Origin of the sequence: Stieleria maiorica, assembly GCF_008035925.1 — a bacterium.
Lineage (GTDB): Bacteria > Planctomycetota > Planctomycetia > Pirellulales > Pirellulaceae > Stieleria > Stieleria maiorica.
Map to the genome: position 1 here is coordinate 9,667,642 of NZ_CP036264.1, position 20,907 is coordinate 9,688,548.

At 60.5% G+C, this 20,907-nt stretch carries 11 protein-coding genes; 3 read left to right on the forward strand and 8 right to left on the reverse strand.

Annotated features, from left to right (window positions below; translation table 11 throughout):
• Positions 1–66: 66 nt before the first annotated feature.
• Positions 67–1,224 carry a WD40 repeat domain-containing protein gene (locus Mal15_RS33045; protein ID WP_147871630.1) on the reverse strand — a complete coding sequence of 386 codons (1,158 nt, stop codon included), beginning with the start codon at positions 1,222–1,224 and terminating at the stop codon, positions 67–69.
• Between the two features lie 399 nt (positions 1,225–1,623).
• Between Mal15_RS33045 and Mal15_RS33050 the strand changes: the two genes are divergently transcribed.
• The 3 genes from Mal15_RS33050 (at position 1,624) to Mal15_RS33060 (ending at position 5,159) form a co-directional block, all read left to right on the forward strand.
• Positions 1,624–2,442, forward strand: a complete 819-nt coding sequence (locus Mal15_RS33050) for a hypothetical protein (RefSeq protein WP_147871631.1) — start codon at positions 1,624–1,626, stop codon at positions 2,440–2,442.
• Positions 2,443–2,750: 308 nt separating this feature from the next.
• The gene (locus tag Mal15_RS33055) at positions 2,751–3,419 is read left to right on the forward strand and encodes a class I SAM-dependent methyltransferase (protein ID WP_233903184.1); all 669 of its coding nucleotides are present in this window, start codon (positions 2,751–2,753) and stop codon (positions 3,417–3,419) included.
• A gap of 264 nt (positions 3,420–3,683) precedes the next feature.
• On the forward strand, positions 3,684–5,159 hold the full coding sequence (locus Mal15_RS33060) for a sulfatase family protein (RefSeq protein ID WP_147871632.1): 1,476 nt from the start codon (positions 3,684–3,686) through the stop codon (positions 5,157–5,159).
• 218 nt (positions 5,160–5,377) lie between these two features.
• On the opposite strand, the gene Mal15_RS33065 is transcribed toward Mal15_RS33060, so the two are convergent.
• The 7 genes from Mal15_RS33065 to Mal15_RS33095 form a co-directional block, all read right to left on the reverse strand.
• On the reverse strand, positions 5,378–8,071 hold the full coding sequence (locus Mal15_RS33065) for a right-handed parallel beta-helix repeat-containing protein (RefSeq protein ID WP_147871633.1): 2,694 nt from the start codon (positions 8,069–8,071) through the stop codon (positions 5,378–5,380).
• Positions 8,072–8,268: 197 nt separating this feature from the next.
• On the reverse strand, positions 8,269–9,570 hold the full coding sequence (locus Mal15_RS33070) for a DUF1501 domain-containing protein (protein ID WP_199773777.1): 1,302 nt from the start codon (positions 9,568–9,570) through the stop codon (positions 8,269–8,271).
• 13 nt (positions 9,571–9,583) lie between these two features.
• Positions 9,584–13,297: a DUF1553 domain-containing protein gene (locus tag Mal15_RS33075; RefSeq protein ID WP_147871635.1), complete on the reverse strand. Its 3,714-nt coding sequence runs from the start codon at positions 13,295–13,297 to the stop codon at positions 9,584–9,586.
• On the reverse strand, positions 13,294–14,730 hold the full coding sequence (locus tag Mal15_RS33080; protein WP_233903185.1) for a DUF1501 domain-containing protein: 1,437 nt from the start codon (positions 14,728–14,730) through the stop codon (positions 13,294–13,296). The genes Mal15_RS33075 and Mal15_RS33080 overlap by 4 nt, the downstream gene beginning before the upstream one ends.
• Positions 14,720–17,875: a DUF1553 domain-containing protein gene (locus Mal15_RS33085; protein ID WP_147871636.1), complete on the reverse strand. Its 3,156-nt coding sequence runs from the start codon at positions 17,873–17,875 to the stop codon at positions 14,720–14,722. Before Mal15_RS33085 ends, Mal15_RS33080 begins: the two co-directional genes overlap by 11 nt.
• On the reverse strand, positions 17,872–19,596 hold the full coding sequence (locus tag Mal15_RS33090) for a FecR domain-containing protein (protein WP_147871637.1): 1,725 nt from the start codon (positions 19,594–19,596) through the stop codon (positions 17,872–17,874). Before Mal15_RS33090 ends, Mal15_RS33085 begins: the two co-directional genes overlap by 4 nt.
• Positions 19,593–20,189: a sigma-70 family RNA polymerase sigma factor gene (locus Mal15_RS33095; protein ID WP_147871638.1), complete on the reverse strand. Its 597-nt coding sequence runs from the start codon at positions 20,187–20,189 to the stop codon at positions 19,593–19,595. Before Mal15_RS33095 ends, Mal15_RS33090 begins: the two co-directional genes overlap by 4 nt.
• Between the last annotated feature and the right edge of the window lie 718 nt (positions 20,190–20,907).

A 20,907-nucleotide genomic window follows, 5' to 3' on the forward strand; every position in this document is an offset into this window, starting at 1 on the left:
ACGGGGAAAGGCCTCCAGCGTGTCATCAGCTGTCTCGACGAGCCCGAAAGCCTGACTCTTTGGGTACTACTCAGTCGCGCCGTCCGTCACACGGAGGGTGACGATGGAGGCCGTATCGGGCTGGTCGTCGGCGTTACGGACCAGCAACAACCCGCCGTCGGGGTCAAACGCGGTGGCGCTGGGCAGGCCGAGTTGAAAGTTCTGCAATCGAATCCCGCTGTCGGCCGACCACAGCGCCGCCTCGCCGCTTCCGTCGACGAGCGAGAGGTGAGTGCCATCGGGATGGAGTGCCATCCAAAACACGTAGTTGCCGTTGTCGATTTTGGTCACCGGCGTCCAGCTGGCCGAATCGAAAACCGTCGTCACGTAGGGATAATACTCGCGTGACCCGTGGTACATCGCCACCGCCACTCGGTCGTGATTGCGACTGAACGTGTATGCGAGTGTCTGGCAATCTTCGTGCCCGATGACCTCGTGGACGATTTTGCCGGACCCGATGTCCCAAACACAAAGATGCGATTGGTCGCCATCGGAGTCAGCCGGCCCGATCAACTGATTCTCCGACGGATGAAACACGAACCGATCGTCGTTGGCGGTGCCCGCGGTACGTTCCATCTCGATCAACGGCAGCCCCGTTTCACATTCGAACACCCAAATCCCGGGGTCTTGATCGGGCTCCTGGACCGACGTCGCGACGCGGGATCCGTCGGGGCTGACCGCGACGTATCGCCGCGATTGCAGTCGCACATCGGGCAGTGTGATCGTTGTGACCTCGCGTGAATCACGCAGATCCCAAACGCGAACCTCCGTCGCACCGGCGGCGGCCAGGAAGTTTCCGTCGCGGCTGAACTCAAGGGACGGAGGTGTGCGTGAATTGGAAATGACCAAGGGCCCCGCCTTGGCCGTTCCCGACGGGACATCGATGACCGTGATCTGTGTTTGCTGGCCCTCATCGTCCTCCGCGGCCCTGGTTGAAATGAATGCGGCGGACTGTCCGTCAGCCGAGAACGCCAGCACGGGACGTGGACCGACGTCGGGCAGCGAGATCAACGGCAGCGTCAATGCCCGTGTGGATTCCAGGTTGTATTTTTGGAATCGAAGTGTCTCCATCGGGGGGAGAATCATCCAGACAACCAAGGCCAAAACGGCGATGGAAATGACGGCAAAGCGGAGCATGGAAAGCGGGGACCGTCCCTTGCCGGACGCCGAAGCTGTCGAATTCATGGTCGTTCTCGAACGGGCGTAAAAGTGGGAGAGGAGCAATCAGAGCATCGCGAGCGCACGCGTGCAACCGTCCGCGCGCTGGTGTCTAAGGCTTTAGGGACCGTCCAGCTTAGGGCGATCGTTTTCTGGTGTACCATGGCCCTTCCGGGCCGTCGCCCGTGGGGCTCTGCGCGACGACCTAGAAAGGACGTCATACCCCCTCCGCCGCCCACCCCTTACCCGATCAGTCAGATCATTCGGATTTGTCGCGTTTTGCCTCAGCCCCAAGCTGGACGGTCCCCTTAGCTGTGTCTCAGATTCTCGTCGGACAACCATCCGCTGATCGCATCTGGCACCCATCCCAATTCTTCCTATATTGTGGGATTGATCGTTCTTTCACCGCCTTCTTAGAGTTTTGAAATGGCTGCGCTGATCATGATCGTCTCCGCTGCGGCGATCATTTTGCTCGTCAAGTACGGGCTGCTGCGTGGCATCGACCACATCGCCAGTGCGATGAACTGGAGCGCCAAGGCGCGCGGCCAGCTGACCGGATACGCGACGTCGGTTCCCGAATTTGTGTGCTTGGTCGCCGCGGGCTTGGCCGGGGTCTGGGAAGCGGGACTGTGGAACATCGCCAGCTCCAACATCATCAACGTCGTTCTGATGCTGTTGGCGGTAGGCTTTTATCGACAATTCGGCAAGCTGTTTAACATCCGGTTTCTCGATGAAATCATCTTCGCCGGACTCGCCGTCGCGGTCCCGATCGTCTTGATGCGATTCGGCATGGACAGCCAGTGGTACCTGATCCCGATTTTGCTGGGTTTCTTCGTCGTCTATCGGTTTGTGGATATCCGCATCAATCGCGGCGTACACCATGAAAACGTGGGCACCGATGCGGTCGGCAACCTTCATCTGGGGATCACGATCGGCGTGACCACGCTGATCGCGATCGGGGTCGCCGGGATCTTTTTGGGCGATGCGACCAAAACCGTGGTCGAGGAACTGAAAGTGCATCCGGCCATCGCCGGCTGGATTCTTGGGGTCGTCACCAGCATCCCGGAAATGGTCAGCTTCTTCGCCGTTTACGCGGCCTCCAAACGCGACGGTCAATTGGGCCAGCTCAATGACACCCAGGAAGCCCTGGATAACCTGACCGGTTCCAACATGGCCAACGTCGGTTTCGTCTACCCGATCGGCCTGCTCGCCTATTTACTCGCCCTGTCGTTCTGGGCCGGTTAGCGACAAACGGACAGGCTTCCAGCCGTCGAGCGCCGCATGGCTTTCGATTGGCTTTGCAGTCACCGTCCTCTCCGAGGTCGGCGCGGCGCAACGCTTCGCTTTATCGCACGCGCCGAGTTCGGAGAACACGGCGACTGTCGCGCACCTGTCGCTGCTCCCTTAGCAACCAATGTGATCGCCCAGAGATCAAGCGCGGCGACAGTCTCCGTTGACGTCTGTCACAAACGGCGACCGGTACATCAGTTGCTCCATTGACCACGCCATCAATCATCCAGCACGTGGTCAACGTCCCCGCCAGCGGAATCCCCATGCCCACCACCACCCTTTCCCCTGTCCGTCGGTCGCCCCCAGGCCACACGTCCGGTCACCCGAAACGCCGCGGTTTCGCCGAACGGATGTGGTGCGTCTTGAAGGCCTGGATCCAGAACCCGACTGAAGTCGCCACCGTCTGCCCGAGTTCGCCGTTCTTGACGGAACATCTGGCCGATCGCGATTGTGTGCGAACCGCCAGCCGCATCATCGAACTCGGGCCGGGAGACGGTGGTACAACTCAAGCGCTGCTGAAGTCGATGCGGGCCGATGCTCGGCTGCTGGCGGTCGAAAAAACAGACGCGTTCGCGGAATCACTGGGCGCCATCTCCGACCCGCGTCTGACCTTGGAATTCGCTGATGCCTGTGACTTGATCGATCTCGTGACCAAACACGACTTCGGCAAAGCCGATGTGGCTGTCTCGGGGATCCCCTTTAGCCAGCTGCCGCCGATGGTAGCCAAGCGGATCACCCAATCGGTCCACGAAGTCCTTCGTCCGGGAGGCGTCTTCATCGCATATCAGGTGGTTTCCGACGTGAAAGACTATGCCCGCCCGCTGTTCGGTCCCCCAAAAACCGAAATCGTCCCGATGAACCTGCCGCCGCTACAATTGTTTGTCTGGACGAAAGTCGAACCGGCATGCGATCCGGCCAGCGATTGCTCCTAACCGCACAACGCCGCTTTGACGTAGCTACGCTCGCCAGAGCGTGGCCCCCCCGGTGCCCCACCTTCTAGCGAAGGTAGCTACGTTTGACCGGCGATTTACGATATTTCCCGTGCAAAGTGGCGCTGTCCGGCTACCTGCCGTCACTCAACGGTGGTTTCCCACGTCGGGGCGAGCGTGGCTAAGATAGGTGGCGGTCTCACCGGCCAACGAGTCTCACCGGCCAACCATGGTCTCCCCCTTCGATCACTTCCCGACGTCCACCACATGATCCCTCTCCCTTTTTCGCATCCCCTGCGATTCTCATTCGTTTTGATCCTGCTGGCGGCTGCTCTGCTTTCGCTCTCTGCCGACAACACCCAGGCGGATCGCCCGAATCTTCTGTGGATCTATGTCGATGACATGAGCGACTGGATGGGCTGCTACGGCGACCCGCTGGCCGAAACACCACACATCGACAGCCTGGCCGAGGAAGGTGTCTTGTTCACCCGTGCCTACATGCCGGCGCCGGTTTGTTCGACGACCCGTTCTGCGTTGATCACCGGTACGATGCAAACGACCCACGGTCTGCATCAACATCGCACCATGATCAAAAAACCGTTGCCCGACGACGTGGTGACGGTCCCCGAACTGTTTCGTGACGCCGGCTACCTGACCTTCAACGAGGCCAAGGACGATTACAACTTCCAACGCGATCGCGACACGATGTACTCGCCGGAGTTCAAACGGCCCACCCGGAAACAAGTCAACAGCCACATGATCGGCCGTGACGTTTCTTGGTTGAAACAATTGCAGGGCAAATCGTTCTTCGGCCAAATCCAACTCAAGGGTGGAAAGTTCGAAGGCGAAACGGGATCAAAGTATCCGGCCGCCAGCCGCGTCGCGGAAGCTCAAGTGAATGTGCCGCCGCAGTACCCCGATCATCCCGTGTTCCGCAACGCGATCGCGCGACACTACGAACAGATCGCCGAAACCGACGCGCAGGTCGGCGCCATCATTTCGGCATTGAAAGAGTACGGCCTGTGGGACAACACCGCCGTGTTCTTCTTCACCGACCACGGCAGCCCCCTGCCGCGGGCCAAACAGTTTCTCTACGAGGACGGAACCAAGATTCCGCTGGTCGTCCACTGGCCGGCCGGAACCGACTCAATCACACGTCACGGCAACTCACGATCGGATCTGGTCAGCGGGATCGACATCACGGCCAGTTCACTGGGGCTGGCGGGGATCGAGATCCCGGAATTCATGGAAGGCCGCGATCTGTTCGCCGACGACTTCACGCCCCGCCAGTACGTGATTTCGGCCCGCGACCGGATGGGCAACGCGATCGACCGCATCCGCACCGTCCGCTCACCGCGTTTTCGATACATCCGAAACTACAAAACCGATCGCGCGTTGTACCAGCCGCAATACCGCGAAAACTACCCGACCTTCGTCACGCTTCGCAAACTGCTCGCCGCCGAAAAGCTCAGCAAGCTCCAAGCGTCCTACTACGACGTCGAACATCGCCCGGAAGACGAACTGTACGACCTGACAACCGATCCCCACCAAACGATCAACCTGGCCGACAATCCGGACTACCAATCGGTGCTCCAGGAACATCGTCAGCAATTGCAACAGTGGCAGGACGCGACCGATGACAAGGGACGCTATCCCGAAAGCCGCGAGTCGTTACGACTGGTCTACAAATCGTCAGCGGGAAAATGTGTGAACCCGGAATACGACTTCCTGAAAACGGAGTAAGTGAGTCAATCGTGTAGCGGAACCCGTCAAGAGTTTCGTGCACCCCTGTGAACGAAAATCTTGACGCAATTCTGATTTATTCCGATCACACGTGGGATCAGCCGTTTCGCGCGAGCGTACGGGCCTCCAACACCGTGAAAACGCACTGGCGCCCGTAGGCTCGCGCCAAACGGCTGATTAAATCAACCATTCGTTGACGACTTCCGCTACGAGCAACTTCAGTCGTTTTCCATCCGGACGTTGTCCAAATAAAACGCGCCGTTGCTGCGTGCCGACGCGATGAACCCGACCCAGCGGGTTTCGCTCCAACCAGGATCACACGTCAAATCGTCCACTTCGTGACGTCGACCATCGGGCAAGACAAACGTCGCCCGCCAACGGCCGGCCGAATCTCCTTGCATCGCCTCCATCGTGACATGCAACCAGGTTTCCGCGTCCACGTCGATCAACAGGCGACCGCGGCTGTGCACCGCCGTGCCGCTGAATTGCAAACTGGGTCCGGTTTGGTATGGGTGACCCTTGCTGCGCCATTCGCATGACACCGCGACGGTCGGTTCCAAGCGGATGCGAAAGCTCAAACGTGACTCACCTTGCGTGTAGTGGGGGTCCCAATAGAAGTGGGGATTGAATGCAGCCCGCATGTCCGCCGTATCCTGCACCTTTAAACAACGTCCATCACCATCAGGTGTCGCTACCACGGCGAACGACGACTTTCGGCCTTCGTCGGACAACGTCGCCAGACTGACCAGCGACAACGGGCGGTCGGATTCGAAATCATCGTGGACGTTGATCGGTTGTGGCGGCGGAACTTGATACGGTTCGCGGAAACGCGTTGACGCGGCAAGGTCTTTCCATGCCGGATCGCCCTGAACGCCGGCCGACGCGATGTCGAAAGGGACGAACCCGATCTTGGACGCGGGTGATCCGGGCCGCAGTCGGAAGTCGCGATTGTCGGCATCGACAAACAACGGGTCCGCGATGATCGAATCTTGATCATGCCCCGCGTCGCGCCATTGCTGCCAACTCTTGCCGGCGAAGTCGATCGGTTTGCCACCGGCCCGCCAATACAGGTTGTGGTTCGTTGCGACTTTGGAACCGTTGTTCCATCCGGAATACCCGAGCAATTGACCATCGTCGAAGTAAACCAAATTCCTCTCGAACGTGAACGAGAGGTGGGGTTCGGCGCGTGTCACCGCGACTTGCCCTTCTTCGCTGAACGCCAGGATGTTGTTGCGAACAATGTTTTCGCGGCCATAGTGCTGGTGAAATCCGCCGTCGCGGACGTCGTACACCAAGTTGTTTTCAAACACGATGTGCGAACTGCCTTCGTCGGGATACAGTCCCCATCCGCCATAGCGTGTCGCGTAGACGTCATGGATCACGTTTCCGGCGACTCGCGTGCCTTCCGATGGCCCCAAGGTATAGACGCCGCCCATGTCGCTGAGAATGCGGTACCCGATGTGATGCAGATGATTGAACTCGATGCGGTTGCGTTTCGCGCCGCTGTCGGCGTAGCCCCATCGCCAACCGACCGACACAGCGGTGTAATAAAAATCGGCGATGTCGCAGTGCGTGATCGCATTGTCGCCGCTGTGTCCGATCCAGACCCCGACGGCACACGGCAAGCTGTGCCCACCGCTGTGCAAGATGCAATTGTCGACCGTGATCGCCGACGTGCGCTCCGTTTCAGGCACCAGCCGAGTCTCGCCGATTCGCACGGCGCTGGCGCCGACATCAAACACACGGGTACGCTGGACACGACAATCGCGACACGCCTGGCGAAACCAAAATCCGGTGCCACCGATGTGTTCGACCGCGCAATCGGTAAAGCGGATGTTCCGAGCGCCGTCGAGCTGGATCGCGGTGGCGTCGACGTTCATCGCCGCCTGATTCGGCGGGATGCCTTGCTCGGGAATGCGAAACTCGGTGTGCCGCAGTGTCAGCCCTTCAAAGTGAATGTGTTGGACGCGCCGCTGGGGATCATCGACGTCCCCTCGGAATTCAAACAATCGCGGCAGCTCTGCCGAGAACGCTTCGACCTCGGCAATCGTCTCGCCTTCACGCGGACGATAGAACAACCATCCCTGTCGATCCAAGAACCATTCGCCGGCGGCATCGAGTGCATCGCGATAGTTTTCGAAAAAGTACAAACAATCGCGATTCATCGGATTGTGAGACTTCATCGTAGTGCCATGCGTCGTGAAATAACCTTCACTTGGCGAACACGATTCCAACCATTCACGCGTGGTGTCCCATTTGTGATAGACGACGACTTGGGCATCGCGGAGCGCGTCCTGATCGGTAGCGCCAAGCGACGCCAAATCGCTTGCTCGCGTGGCGAACGTGTGTCTCATCCTTGACGGCGATGATTCCACGGGCGTTTCACCAACGCCCAACAAGCTGAAAAAGTCGCCATCGTTGGGCGTTCTGGCCCGCGTGGCGCGACGTCCGTTGACCCACAGTTGTTCAAACCGCCTTGTGTCTTTGTCCTCCGACTCCGGCACCGCGACGCGCGTCTTCCACAAGCCGGGATGTTCGGAATCCACCTGCCAGCCATCGATCCGCCGCCCGCCGGACAAGACGACTTCGCCGGCGGGATCGCCGAGATAACGCACCGGACGCTCCGGCGATGCACCGGAATCGGACGGAGTAAAGACGATGGTCTGCCCCAAGGAATAGTGACCGGCAGCCAAGTGAACGGTCACCGCCTGATCATCACCGCCAGCCCGAGCGGCACGAACCGCTTGCTGAGCCCGTGCGATCGAGCCGAACGGTTGCTCTGAAGTCCCGGGTTGCGAATCCAACCCCGTGGGAGAAACGTAAACCTGAATCCCCGAATCGTCCGCCACCACACACCTCGCGGCCAACAACACGAACAGGAGTAATGGGTAGCGACAAAGTCGTTCGATCATAGCGATTCTTTCAAACGCGATACGCAGGATTCTGGAGGGTTGGCAAAGTGCGTGCTGGTCGTGCCAGTCGGAGCACCCATCGTGCAATAGGACCAAGAGGACACATACGACATATATGTCCCATCTGTCCTCTTGGTCCTATCGACCGCGGGCCTCTTCACCACAGCGGTTGAACCGAGCGAAACCCCCAAAAAAACCTACCCCAGCAACTCCGCGATCGGTTGACCGCGGTCGGTGATCGGGACCGGGCGGTCGCCGGCGTACAGGTTCTTGCCGTAGTCGACTTGGGCGGCGGCAAAGATCGTCGCGAAGAAGTCGGGCACGCTGACCGGATTGGACACGATCTTTTTTGACAGTTCATCGGTTTCGCCCCAGGCACCGCGGTGGGCCAACCCGCCGCCGGCCAGGATGCAACTGAACGCCGTGCCTTGGTGCCCCCGACCGCCGCCGCTGTCAAACTCCGGTGGACGTCCGAATTCACTGGTGATCACGATCAACGTCTTGTCCAGCAGCTTCTTTTGCTCCAAATCCAAGATCAACGCCGACACCGCCGTGTCCATCTCCTGAATCAATTTGTGCTGTTGCTCGATTCCCGCATTGTGCACGTCCCAACCGGCACCATTGAGAAAGTTCAAGTTGTGCGACACTTCGATAAACCGCACGCCACGCTCCACCAACCGGCGGCTGAGCAAACAGCGCTGGCCGAACTCGCCGCCGTAGCGCGAGCGCAGATCGGCCGGTTCACGATCCAGTTGGAACACGCGACTGAAGCTCGGGCCGCTCAGTTCCAAACTCTGACGGATCGCAGCGTCGTAATCCAGTAAACGCTGCTCGGCGGTCGGATCGTCACTTCGTTGCAGCGTCGCCAGAAACCGCTCGCGCCGCGATTGACGCTTCGCCGTGATCCCGTCGGGACGACTCAACCCCGCCGGGCCTTGGCTGGTGTCGGTCAGATACAGGTAACTGTCGCGGGCACCCAGGAACCCCGGCCCACGGGTCACGTTCGGATACCCGATCAAAACGTACGGCGGGGCTGCATCGCCGGCGGCACCACGTTCGTGCGCGATGATCGATCCCAGCGAAGGATATGTCACCGTTCCGCTGATCGGCCGGCCGGTGTGCATGCGATTGGTCGCCGCGGCATGCTCGTCGATCATTTCGTGATGCACGCTGCGGACCGCCGTGACCCGATCCATCAACGGCGCCAACTTCGACAAGTGTTCACAGACCTGCACCCCATCGACCGCGGTGTCGATGGATTCGTAATAAGATCCCGCCTGCTTCTTCTTCGGATCGCCCTTGCGTTTGGGATCGAAGGTATCGATTTGCCCCATGCCGCCGCCGAGCCAGATCGAAATCACGTGCTCGGTTTTGCCTTGGATCGGATTGCCCGGCGCTGCATGACTGGATGGGTTCGCACGTGCTTGAGACGCGAGGGCCATTCCGCCCGCGGTTGCTGCACCGGCGGCCAACAGGTCGCGTCTTGTGAAAGCTCTCATGTTCATGACTCGATTACGGGATCCAAACAAATTCGCGATGGTTGACCAGGCTCCAGATGACATCCTCATAGACCTCCCGCCAGGAGGCTTCCAGCCGCGGGTCGGGCGGCGGGCCGGCGGCAACGCGACGTTCCAATTCCACTTGAATCTCGTTGGCTCGGGGACGCAGATGGTTGAACCAGGTCACCAGCGGCAACGGCGCCGGCGGCTGGTAGCTCATCACGTCCGCGTCGGGAATGATCCGCCGGTCAAAACCCTCGGCCAATGCGTCGGTGAACTCCGCCCGCTCTTGCCGATTCGGCATCCGGCACAACACGCGCAAAAACAGCGTCTCGACCAAGTCCTCCGGCGACACCGCATCGATCGCCAGACGCGCCAGATCGCTCTCCCGCGAGGCCCGCATCAGGGTCATCGACAACGTGCCGTTGGCCAGGATCCCCGGTTGCAACACGTTCGGATCGGTCTCACGCTCTGCAATCGGCATTTGACGCGATCCCGTCCAGCCGAACGCTTCCAAGACATCCAGGACCGCCCGCGCTTTCGGCAGCGACAGACTGGGCCGATCGCGTTCGTTCTTGATGTCGGCGAACATCCACGCGCGGTGGGGTTGCCCCAGCGTTTGACGGTTACTCAGTGGACGCCGACCGTCATGCACAAACGTCAGCTCTTCAACGTCGATCGCATTTCCGGTGGATTGATACAGCGAATCGACGATCTGCTCGGCCGTCAATCGACGACGCTCCGGTGCATTAAAGAAACGCAGCTCCGGCGACGCTTGCTGATTCGCTCCGACCGCATCGCGCTGGTACAGATCCGAGGACACGATGCGACGAACCAAGTGCCGCAGGTCGTAACCATGCGCGACGAAATCATGGGCCAACCAGTCCAGCAACTCCGGGTGACTCGCACCGCGGCCTTCCCAGTCGTGCACCGGTTCGACAATGCCAGCTCCGATCAACTGTTTCCAAACCCGATTGACGATGACGCTTGAAAACCGCGTGTTCTGCGGCGCGGTGACCAGTGCGGCGAGTCGCTCGCGGGTATCGGACGGCTTCATCATCAACGCATCAATGTCCGCGTTGTCGACCGCACCGGTTTGTTGAGCAAACGGCCACCGGGGCGAGACCGATTCGTCCGCCGCAAGCGTCACTTGAATCAACGATTCTCGGTTTTGCTGGTTCTCAAAGAACCCGGCCGGGACGCGACTGGTCGCGGGGACCTTCATTGATTTGCGAGCCATCATCGCGGCCAACGAATAGAGGTCGTGCTGCGTCGTGCTGTGGTAGGGCGAATCGTGGCAGCGTGCACACTGCAGTTCGATGCCCAAGAAAGCCGATGCGATGATGTGCCCTTTGGCCGCCATCGGCGAATCATTCTCCGCGGCCACACCGAACCCGGCGCTGCCGCCTTCGGACGCGCCGCCACGCAACAACAACAATTCGGTCAACATCCGATCGACCGGTTTGTGGTCTCGCATCGAATCATACAGGAACCAACGAAACGGTCCGGTGCTGTTCAGCGACGCGTTCAGCAGCGAGGGATTCTCCGCCAACAGATCCTGCCAGAAACTCATCCAATGATCGGCAAAGCGTTCGTCGGCCACCAGATGGTCGATCAGACGCTGTCGTTTGTCATCGCGTTCATCTTCAAGAAACGCCCTTGCTTCATCCGCACTCGGCGGAACGCCCACGGAATCCAGATAAACGCGGCGCAAGAACGCTTCGTCGTCGACGATCGGCGCCAATGCGACGCGGTCGGCCTCCAACGGCGGCGCCGGCCAAGCCGCTCCGTCGCGGACCCATTGCTCCAACAATTCGATCTGCTGCTCGGACAATCCTTCATCCGTCGGCGGCATCGCCCCGCTGCGAATTTGACTGATCAACTCGCTCGATTCCAAATCTCCGGGAACCACCGCGGGAATCTCGGATTCACCGCCGGCCAGGGCCGCGTCGCGCGAATCCAGCTTCAAACCGCCCTTGGATTTTTCGCCGTGACAGCGGAAACATTGTTCGCGGAGTAGCGGTAGGACCTTGCCGTGAAAGTGTTCGGCTTGGGAATCATCGACGGCAGCCGATGCGGCCAGCGCGGTTTCAATCTTTTGCTCGACAAACGCGTCGACCGGATGAGTCTCCGACGCGGGAATTTCCGGCGTCGGGTGTTGCTCCGCCCATCGGCGGGCCAGCTCGTGACGGCGACGCCAAAACGAATCCTGCGATGCCGCGGCGTCACGGCGCCGGGCATCGTCAAATCGTGCGAGCGAGTTTTCGATGCGGTCCAGTGCGGGCTCGACGGCGGCATCGGTCAACGGAAAGCGTTTCGTCCCCGCGCCCAAGACGTCGTAGGATGTTCCGTCGTCGGTCAACATCGCCACACAGACTTCGCCGGTTTCCGTGCGTCGACTGCTGCCGCCGACGACAAGTTCCATCACGACTCGGCACCGCCGCGTGGTGCCTTCGCCCTCGGGCTCGATCGTCGCATCGGCGATGACTTCTTGTTGCCGGTACCCATGCACTCGCACTCCGGGCAACGGCGGCACGGCGAGCGGTGTCATCGGTTCTTCGCCGTTGGGCGGGGCCTTGTTGTGGGCCTTGGTTCGCACCACCAGCTGGCCGTCGATCCACAGCCGCCCCAACCCGCGTGCACGCATCAAGAACGAATGGGTCCCGACCGGCAACTCGACATCGCCCGCCATCCGCATCAACACCGGCGCATTCCAGCCCGTGCGAATCCCCCAGTCATCGAACTCGAGCGGGATCCGTGGGATCAGGAATTCATCGCCGATCCAACGCGCCGATTCGTCCGGCTGCGTTTCACCGTCGTACAACCAGCGGTCGTGTGTCGGAAAACCGCTGCACAACTGCATTACGACGCGGCCTTCGGGAACATCAGCCAGCTCGGGCATGACTTCCGGTTGCAGCTTGACCACACGAGGCCCACCGACGCGTCGAAACTTTGCCGCGATCGTTTGGTCATCCAGCACTTCGCGGTGGATGGCGACCGCGTCGATCATGCCTTTGAAACGGCTGCCGATACGAACTTGGTCGTCATCGACCACCGGTGGATCGCTGGTCGCACCGCCCATGTCCCACGTGCCATCGGTCGGCTGACCGTTGACGAAACCGCGAATCGATTTGGGTTCGCCGAATCGATACGTGATCGCGATGTGATGCCACCCGGTGTTCAGCGGAAACCCTAGCTTCGACGTCCAGCGGTGCCAATGCTGGTCGCCGCCGGACGGCTCGGTCGCGAATAAGAAGTTCACGCGTGCTTCGCCCTTGTCACCGGTCAATCGCAGCGACCAGTTTTGGTTGTCGCGTGCAAAGCCCGGCGAACCGGTTCGCCCCTTGCCGATCACATACCACAGATCTCCGGGACGGATTCCGATCGGGTTCACCCAGGCCTCCAGCGTGACGGCATCCCCGTCGGTGAAGTCGAACTCGCTGTCCGCCCCGGTGTCGGTGATGGCCAGGTACCCGCCATCGAAGCGCACGGCGGTGTTGTCGGCGGCAAAGTCGGGAAATTCCGGAGGGCGCGGTCCCGGCAGATTCTGCTGAACGCCGCCTCGAACGGCTGCGGGAACGACATCGTTGCCGCCGAAGTCCCAGCGCGCGAGCGGACCCGAGTTGGCGTTGTCCTGATCCTGGGCAACCAACACGCTGCCCCCGAAGAACAATGCCAGACCGACAAACAACGCCAGACAGAAGAATAAACACTGACCCAACCTCATGACGCCACGATCTCCGTGTACGCGCGGCCTTCGTTTTGATCGATCCGCTCCGGGCGTCCCTTGTGCATGTAAACCAACTTGCGGTGATCGACGCCCATCAAGTGCAGCACCGTCGAGTGGATGTCGTGGACATGCAAACGATCTTCCACGGCGTGCAGTCCGACTTCGTCGGTCGTCCCATAGGCCTGTCCGCCTTGCACGCCGCCGCCGGCCATCCACATCGTAAAACCGGTCGGGTTGTGGTCGCGGCCGTCGCCCTTTTCGCTCATCGGTGTGCGTCCGAACTCGCCGCCCCAGACCACCAGAGTTTGCTCCAGCAAGCCTCGCTGTTTCAAATCCTTCAGCAATCCGGCGACCGGCAGATCCATGCCGCGACACATCCGGGTGTGATTGTCTTCGATGTTGTCGTGCGCATCCCACTTGCTGCCCGCGCCGTGGTAACACTGCACGAACCGCACGCCGCGTTCGACCAACCGGCGTGCCATCAACAGATTGCGACCGTAGGGTGCGGTCGCGTCATCGTCCAGACCGTACAAGCGATGCGTGTCGGCCGACTCCTGTGACAAATCGACCGCTTCGGGCGCGTGGGATTGCATTTGGAAGGCGAGTTCAAAGCTGCGGATACGCGCTTCCAAATCCGTGTTGTCTTGACGTTCGGCGGCATGACGTTGATTCAGCTGGGCCAGGAAATCCAGTTCCCGTCGTTGCTGGTCGGACGCCACGTGGTCGGGAGGGCTCAGGTTTTCAAAGGGCTGGCCGGTCTTCTGCATCGTCGTGCCCTGGTAGATCGCCGGCATGAACCCGGCGCCCCAGTTTCGGGCACCGTTGATCACGCGTCCCTTGCCCTCTTGCATGACGACAAAGGCGGGCAGGTTTTCGTTTTCCGTCCCCAATCCGTACGTCACCCAGCTGCCCAGCGACGGCCGTCCGGCGAACTGGCTGCCGGTGTTCATCTGACAGATGCCTCCGGAGTGGTTGATGCCGTTGGTCCAGCATGACCGGATCACGGCCAACTCGTCGGCCATTTCCGCGGTGTGTGGCAGCCAGTCGGAAACCCACAACCCGCTTTCGCCGTGCTGTTTCCATTTCCGCGGCGACGGCAGGATCGGCGAATCGTATTCGCCCATCGCCGTGATCACCCGGCCAAAGCTTTCAGGGATCGGCTTGCCAGCCAGCTTCTCCAACGCGGGCTTGGGATCAAACGTGTCCAAGTGGCTCGGCCCGCCATCCATGAACAGAAAGATCACGCTTTTGGCTTTCGCCGGATGGTTTGTCAATTTCGCAGCCAGCGGCGAGGGGGCCGACCGTTTGGCCGCCTCCGCATTGTCCTGCGGCAACATCCCCGCCAACGCCATCGCACCAAACCCGCTGCCGCTGTGCAGCAACATCCGGCGACGTGACATCGTTTCGCGATTCGAATTATCAATCGACATAGATCGCCTCATTGGAGCATAAGAGCGCGTGAATCAGCGCCTCGCGGGCGCGTTGTTGGGGTGACGCCGTCGTGTCATCACCCGAGTTGACGATGGCATGCAGATTGTTGCCGGACACATCGCGGCCCAATTCATCGGCATCGTCAAACTGAACATCAAAAACCAAATGCGACATCGATCCCTCGCCGGCCAATTGCCGCGCCACTTGGTCACCGCCAAGTGCCGTCTGATGCAGTCGAACGTTCTGAATCAATCCGTCCCAACGATGTGAACCGGAGCGGCCGCCCAGTTCGATCGGACGATCGGCTTGCACGTCCCAGCGGGCCTGGTGTGCGACACCGGCAACTTGCAGTTTCGCATCTGGTTTCGACAGGTCCTGCAAATAGAACGTGATGCCGTCCTTCGATGGGTCATCCAAGTCGATCGAAACGGCAACGTAATACGGCCGGTTCAATTCCAGCCGCAAGTTCGACGCGACGACTTCGTATTCCGGTTTGCCGCCCTGTTCTTTGCGTGATCCGACAAGCTGCAGGATCAAGTTGCGCGGCTTGAACGCACTCTTGGTGGACGTCACGCCCAGCGACCAGCCGCGATGTGACTGATTGCCCGACCAGTTGGCCGCGATCGTTCGCACCGACGCATCCGGATACAGCGAATCCAACATCACGGTCGCTTCGATGGTAAAGTCGCCTTCGTCCGACATCGGCTGCAGTGGTTTGACCGGCGGGATCTGAATCTTTGTCGGCGGGTCGGATTTCAACGCGATCGCCGAACGCCCGCCAGGAAATGATGCCAGCAACTTCGGCGGTTCGGGTTGCGGTGTGATCGATTGATAGGTTTCGACGAACTGCCGGGCTTGCCGAAGCTCCTTGTCGGTCGGTGCGCGAAAAAAGAACCGTTGGTAGGCCGACTGGAGCAGCGTGTCGAAGCTTTCCGATTCCATCTCGGCCGCCAAGTGTTTGGCCCGATCATGCAGCCAGGGATCATTCATCAACAACAACGCTTGGGGCGAAGTGGTCGTGCGGTGTCGTTTGCACTGACTTTCCACTCGATCGGGAAAGTCGAACGCTGCCAACAGCGGATCCAGCTTGTTGCGTTTGACCGTTTTGTAGATCGCCCGTTTCCCTTTCCCCATTTCGCCGCTGGCCGAAAGCACGCAATCGTGAATCTCTTCGCCGGACAGCCGTCGCGGCGTCATCCGCCACAGCAAGACGTTCTGCGGATCGATCTTCGCCAGTTGCTCGTCCATCGGTCGCTGGGACGATTGTCGGTAGGTCGCCGAAGTCAAAATCAACCGATGCAGTTTTTTCAGACTCCAGCCGTCCTGCATGAAGCGGCGGGCCAACCAATCGAGCAATTCGGGGTGGGACGGCGGCGTGCCCAGGTGGCCGAAGTCGCTGGTCGTTTCCACCAGCCCGCGACCAAAGTGTTGTTGCCAGATGCGATTGACGATCACCCGCGCCGTCAGCGGGTTGTTTTCGTCGGTGATCCAGCGTGCCAACGTCGTTCGGCGTCCGGTCGATTGCAGCGCGGCCGGCGGCGGTTGAACCTCGGCCGGCTTGTCCTCCAGAATCGTCGGGTATCCCGGAGCAATCGGCGACGCATCCGCCGAATCGGGGATCGTCGTCGGCGGCGCGATCGGCCCGACATCGCTGGCGACAAACTTCAGCGTCGGCAGCGGTTCGGGTTTTAGATGATCGAACTCGGCCAGCTGTTTGTGCAAGCGTTGACGTTCGGCTTCGGTTTCCTCGTCCAGCCACTCGGCCAGTTTTTCCGGATGCACGTCAAACTGGTTGGAGGCCAGTGATGCGATTTGATGTTCATAGGGGCTGCGTTCAGGACGACGGCTGGAGATCATCGACCGGATCTCCTTGGTGAACTTGTCAAAGCCCTCGCGCGTGGCATGCTTCAGCAACACCGGCGTTTCGATCTCGTGCAACCGCTGGCGAATCTCTTCCGTGGCCGCCTCCCAAGCTTGCTGTTGTTGCAAATGCTTGGTGCGTGTTTCAACGTCGGCGATCGGCTGGTCCTCGCGCGGTTGCAGCGGTGCGAAGAACGCCTTCATCGCGTAGTAGTCCTTTTGCAACAGCGGATCGAACTTGTGATCGTGACAGCGGGCGCACTTCAATCCCTGAGCCAAAAACACGTCCGCCGTTGTTTCAGTGACGTCGCTGAGGATCTGATCCCACTGGCCTTCCACGTCGCGTTGGTTCCATTCGTAGATCCAATGACGCAGATACATCGTCCCGATCAACGCGTCACGGTTGCCGGGATCGACTTCATCACCGGCCAGTTGTTCGGTAACAAATCGATCATAGGGTTTGTCTTCGTTGAACGATCGAATCGCGTACTCGCGATAGTGGTGCGCTTCGGGACGTCCATGATCGGCGTTGTAGCCGTCCGAATCGGCGTAGCGGACCAGGTCCAACCAATACCGCGCCTGGTTCTCGCCGTACGCGGGATCGTCGAGCAATTGATCGACCAGCGTTTCGTACCAGTTGTCATCATTCGTGATCGACTGGGCGGCTTGATCGTGCGGCGGCAAACCGGTCACGGCAAAATGGACACGCCTTAGGAGCGTTCGAGCGTCGGGCTCGCTCGCCGGGCGCAGGCCCTCTTGATCGAGTCGCCGGAAGACAAAGTGATCGATTTCGTTGCGGCACCAACCCTCATCATCCACCTCCGGAACATCGGGATCGGCGATCGGTTGATAACACCACCAGTCGCGGTCCTGGTCGGTGATCTTCGCCATCGGCTTGAGCACCAGTCCGGTCGGCCAGGGTGAATCGGCCTGGATCCACTGTTCGATTCCCGCGGTCACCGAATCTTCCAATTGACCACTCGGCGGCATCTCGAACGATTCGTAACGCAGCGCCTCGATCAACAAACTTTCGTCCGGTTTGCCCGCCACGATTGCCGGCCCGGAATCGCCGCCCTTGGTCAGGGCGTCGAATGAATCGAGCCGCAACCCGCCCTCCTGTTTGGATTCACCGTGGCACTTGATGCAGTGCTTGACCAGCATCGGGCGAACATGAATCTCGAACAGATCACGCTGGGCCGGCGTGGCGTCGGCGGCGACCAGCGGCGTGGTCAGCAGGCTGAAGCAGAGCACGCATGCGATTCTTGACACTCTTGCCATATTCATTTCAGCTCCGGTAGGCCGGCGATGAAGACCGGGTCAACCATGTGTTTGTCATCCAGCGCGTCTTGAAGAAACAATCCGTCGACGCTCTCCCCTGGGGCGTAACCCAGATCGGACAAATCGATCCCGACGGCCAACCCGCGGAACCGCATCGCCTGGCGTTGTTGGACCGCACCGAGCGTCTGCAACTGTGTGACCGAGTCGGCCGGTTGGGCGAACAGATGAACGTAAAAGTTCGCCAGCACCTGCGTCTCGGGGGATTCCATCGTCAGGTCGTAGTGTCGGATCGTGTGCGAGTGCAATCCCTCGCGAAACACCAACGGGCTGACGTGAAACGCGTCTCCGTCGATCGGGTTGCCGAACGTTTGCAAATCAAAGAATACCACGTCGGCCCCTGGCCCGTTGAAAATTGGTCGATCGAATCGAAACGCCATGCCGGGCGTCCCCGAATCGCCTTCCATGATCGGGTCGCTCGTCAGCGGTTGTTCGCTGCCGTCGGGATTGATCACGCCGGTGACCAAACTGCGATCAAAGACGACGTCGGTCGACGGAACAGGCAACTCCTGGCTGCCGCACAGGAACGCGCGCGGCTCGGTGGCACGGAACCAGGTCAACCGCGCGGGGATCAAGTCGCTTACCGCGATCTTCATCACGCGTCCGCCACGTTGGATCGTCACGCTTCGAAGCAGCTCGGCACCGCCGCCGTCCGCTTCGCTCGCTTCATACGACACCACGCGATCGGGCAATCCGTCCCGGTACACACCGGCGTCAAAGGGCACCGCATCGACGTTGATGCCGCGGGCGGTGGAAAACGCCTTCGCCTCACCCCCGACCAATCGTGTCTGAGTGTTCGTTTCGGCCGCGGCCGGATCGGCGTTCTCATACACATCCGCGGCCCCTTCGGTCACATGCACTTCGGTGACACTGGTTTCGGACACGCTGACGGCAAACCGCGTCCCGCGATCGACGACGCGACTGGCCGGCGTGTCGACGCGGAACCCTTCGGCACCATCAGGTGCGTGCACGCTGCAACGACCGACGTCCAACGCCAAGCTCTCACCGCTGGTCACGCGGAACACCGCCGGGCCTTCCAAAATCGCCGACGCCCCGGCCGGAAACGCGACCTCCACCATCCCGGTCATCAGCACATACTCACGCTGCGGCACCAGCACCGTCCCGACCGGCGGCGACAGCTCGCCGAAGAACGTCGCCCGCGCGCTGCTGGCCAGCCGCACTTCGCCGCCGACCGATGCGTTTCCCGTGGATGGTTTTCCGGTCGATCCGATTTCGATTTCGTTCGGCCCGCCCGGCAGCAGATAAAACGACACGGCGGCCAGCAACAACACCGCCGCGGCGACCCACAGTCCGACGGCCGCGACAGGCGGGCGGTACGGTCGATGCGATTTGTCATCCACCCCACCGGCACCCCGCAGATCGGCATCCGCCGGCTTTGTCTTCCGCACCTTGGACATCACGCGGCCGACAAAGTCGTCCGGATCACTCGGCAGCTTGGCCATCGTCTCGCGAACGAAATCATCCTGGCGTGACGGTTCCTCTTCGACCACCAAGCCCAACAGCCGATGCGTTTGAAACAGATCCGCGGCCAACGTCACGCGGCTCTCGTCAGCCGCCAGCAGTTCCCGAAGCTCCGCCAGCGACTGATCATCCAACTCGCCTTCCAGGTAGTCGGTCCAAAGTTGGGCGAAACGATCTTCCGGATTCATGACGAACCTCCCTTCGCCGTTGCCATACGGGTTTCGATACACGATTGCAGCTTCTGCCTGACTTTCCAAAGCTGCTTCTTGACGGCGGGGACCGAGCGATCGCAGCGGGCCGCCATTTCTTCCAAGGGGATTTCCTCGTCGTAGCGCCAGGTGACGAACCGGCGAAGCGAATCACCGAGCGAGTCCAGGCACATTTGCAGACTTTCCAGCCGCATCGTCCACATCTCCGGCGTCTCGTCGCTGCGTCGGTCGAGTTCACGCTGCAACAGATCGGGGCCGTAGCGGGCGTGATAGTCGGCGATCCGCCGCAGCCGGGTCGTCTCGGTCCGCAGCTGAAACCGGGCGATGGTGAACAACCAGGCGGCGAATTCCGTCCCCGGTTGGTATTCGTCCAGGCGGGTGAACGCGGCCAAAAAACTGCGTTGTGCGATCTCGTCGACATCCACGCCCGGGGGCGCGTGGGCGGCCAACCAAGCCCGCAGCGGCCGTTCGTAGCCGCGCACCACGGTCTCAAACGCCGCGGTTTCACCGCTGCGAACGCGCCGGAGAGCAGATTCGGTCTGCGAATCGTCGAAGGGGGGATCAATTGCCATTTCAGATGGTTTATGGCAGCAGAACGGGGCAGGTTACCCCGAACGGTGAAGATTTCGCACAGTTCCAATGAACCGTGAGTTTAGTCGACCACCCCGCGGGCAACCCTCCCGCGGGAGTTTCGTGGGGTTTTCTGCTGACCGATCACCGATGCCAGCAACCACGCCAGCGGCGGTCAGAAAAATGCGAGCCGATGCCCCCAGCCTGAACGTCTGCACCCTTATTTCGCCAATCACGCCCAGCCCCCCTGTCCGGGGCATCGCCAGACCTCCCCCGGCTTTTTCATGCGAGCATAAAACCGGATAATTCGACGATCACTTACCGCCGAGCTGGGGATAAGACCGCCAAATCCTTATCGACCCGGGGATAAGGCGGCAGATAAGCCCCCCGGCCGGCGAGACCAAGTAATAATCAAGTTCGCGCTCCTACCCGACGCGTGGCGGCAACGCCGGGTCAACTTTCGTGTTTTTCGCGTCGTTCGTGGTTGCTCTCTTTTCCGCTGTTCCCATCGCGGTCCTAGGCCTGACATCCCGGTTTGATTGATGCGCTCGAAGAGCCCCCATCGGGATTTTCAGACCTCTGTTTCCTGGGATTCGCATTTGGTTTCGTCGTTTGACTGGTGCGCTGACAAACCGACGACTGATATGACGACCTTAAAGTCATTGCTGAATCCAACGGACCGGCTGCCCGGGCGATGTGTCTGTGGCCCGGAGGGCCGGC

Excerpts from the sequence above, each read along its gene's own strand:
- Mal15_RS33045 (WP_147871630.1), bottom strand. The coding sequence starts at position 1,224 with ATGAATTCGACAGCTTCGGCGTCCGGCAAGGGACGGTCCCCGCTTTCC.
- Mal15_RS33050 (WP_147871631.1), top strand. The coding sequence starts at position 1,624 with ATGGCTGCGCTGATCATGATCGTCTCCGCTGCGGCGATCATTTTGCTC.
- Mal15_RS33055 (WP_233903184.1), top strand. The coding sequence starts at position 2,751 with ATGCCCACCACCACCCTTTCCCCTGTCCGTCGGTCGCCCCCAGGCCAC.
- Mal15_RS33060 (WP_147871632.1), top strand. The coding sequence starts at position 3,684 with ATGATCCCTCTCCCTTTTTCGCATCCCCTGCGATTCTCATTCGTTTTG.
- Mal15_RS33065 (WP_147871633.1), bottom strand. The coding sequence starts at position 8,071 with ATGATCGAACGACTTTGTCGCTACCCATTACTCCTGTTCGTGTTGTTG.
- Mal15_RS33070 (WP_199773777.1), bottom strand. The coding sequence starts at position 9,570 with ATGAGAGCTTTCACAAGACGCGACCTGTTGGCCGCCGGTGCAGCAACC.
- Mal15_RS33075 (WP_147871635.1), bottom strand. The coding sequence starts at position 13,297 with ATGAGGTTGGGTCAGTGTTTATTCTTCTGTCTGGCGTTGTTTGTCGGT.
- Mal15_RS33080 (WP_233903185.1), bottom strand. The coding sequence starts at position 14,730 with ATGTCGATTGATAATTCGAATCGCGAAACGATGTCACGTCGCCGGATG.
- Mal15_RS33085 (WP_147871636.1), bottom strand. The coding sequence starts at position 17,875 with ATGAATATGGCAAGAGTGTCAAGAATCGCATGCGTGCTCTGCTTCAGC.
- Mal15_RS33090 (WP_147871637.1), bottom strand. The coding sequence starts at position 19,596 with ATGAATCCGGAAGATCGTTTCGCCCAACTTTGGACCGACTACCTGGAA.
- Mal15_RS33095 (WP_147871638.1), bottom strand. The coding sequence starts at position 20,189 with ATGGCAATTGATCCCCCCTTCGACGATTCGCAGACCGAATCTGCTCTC.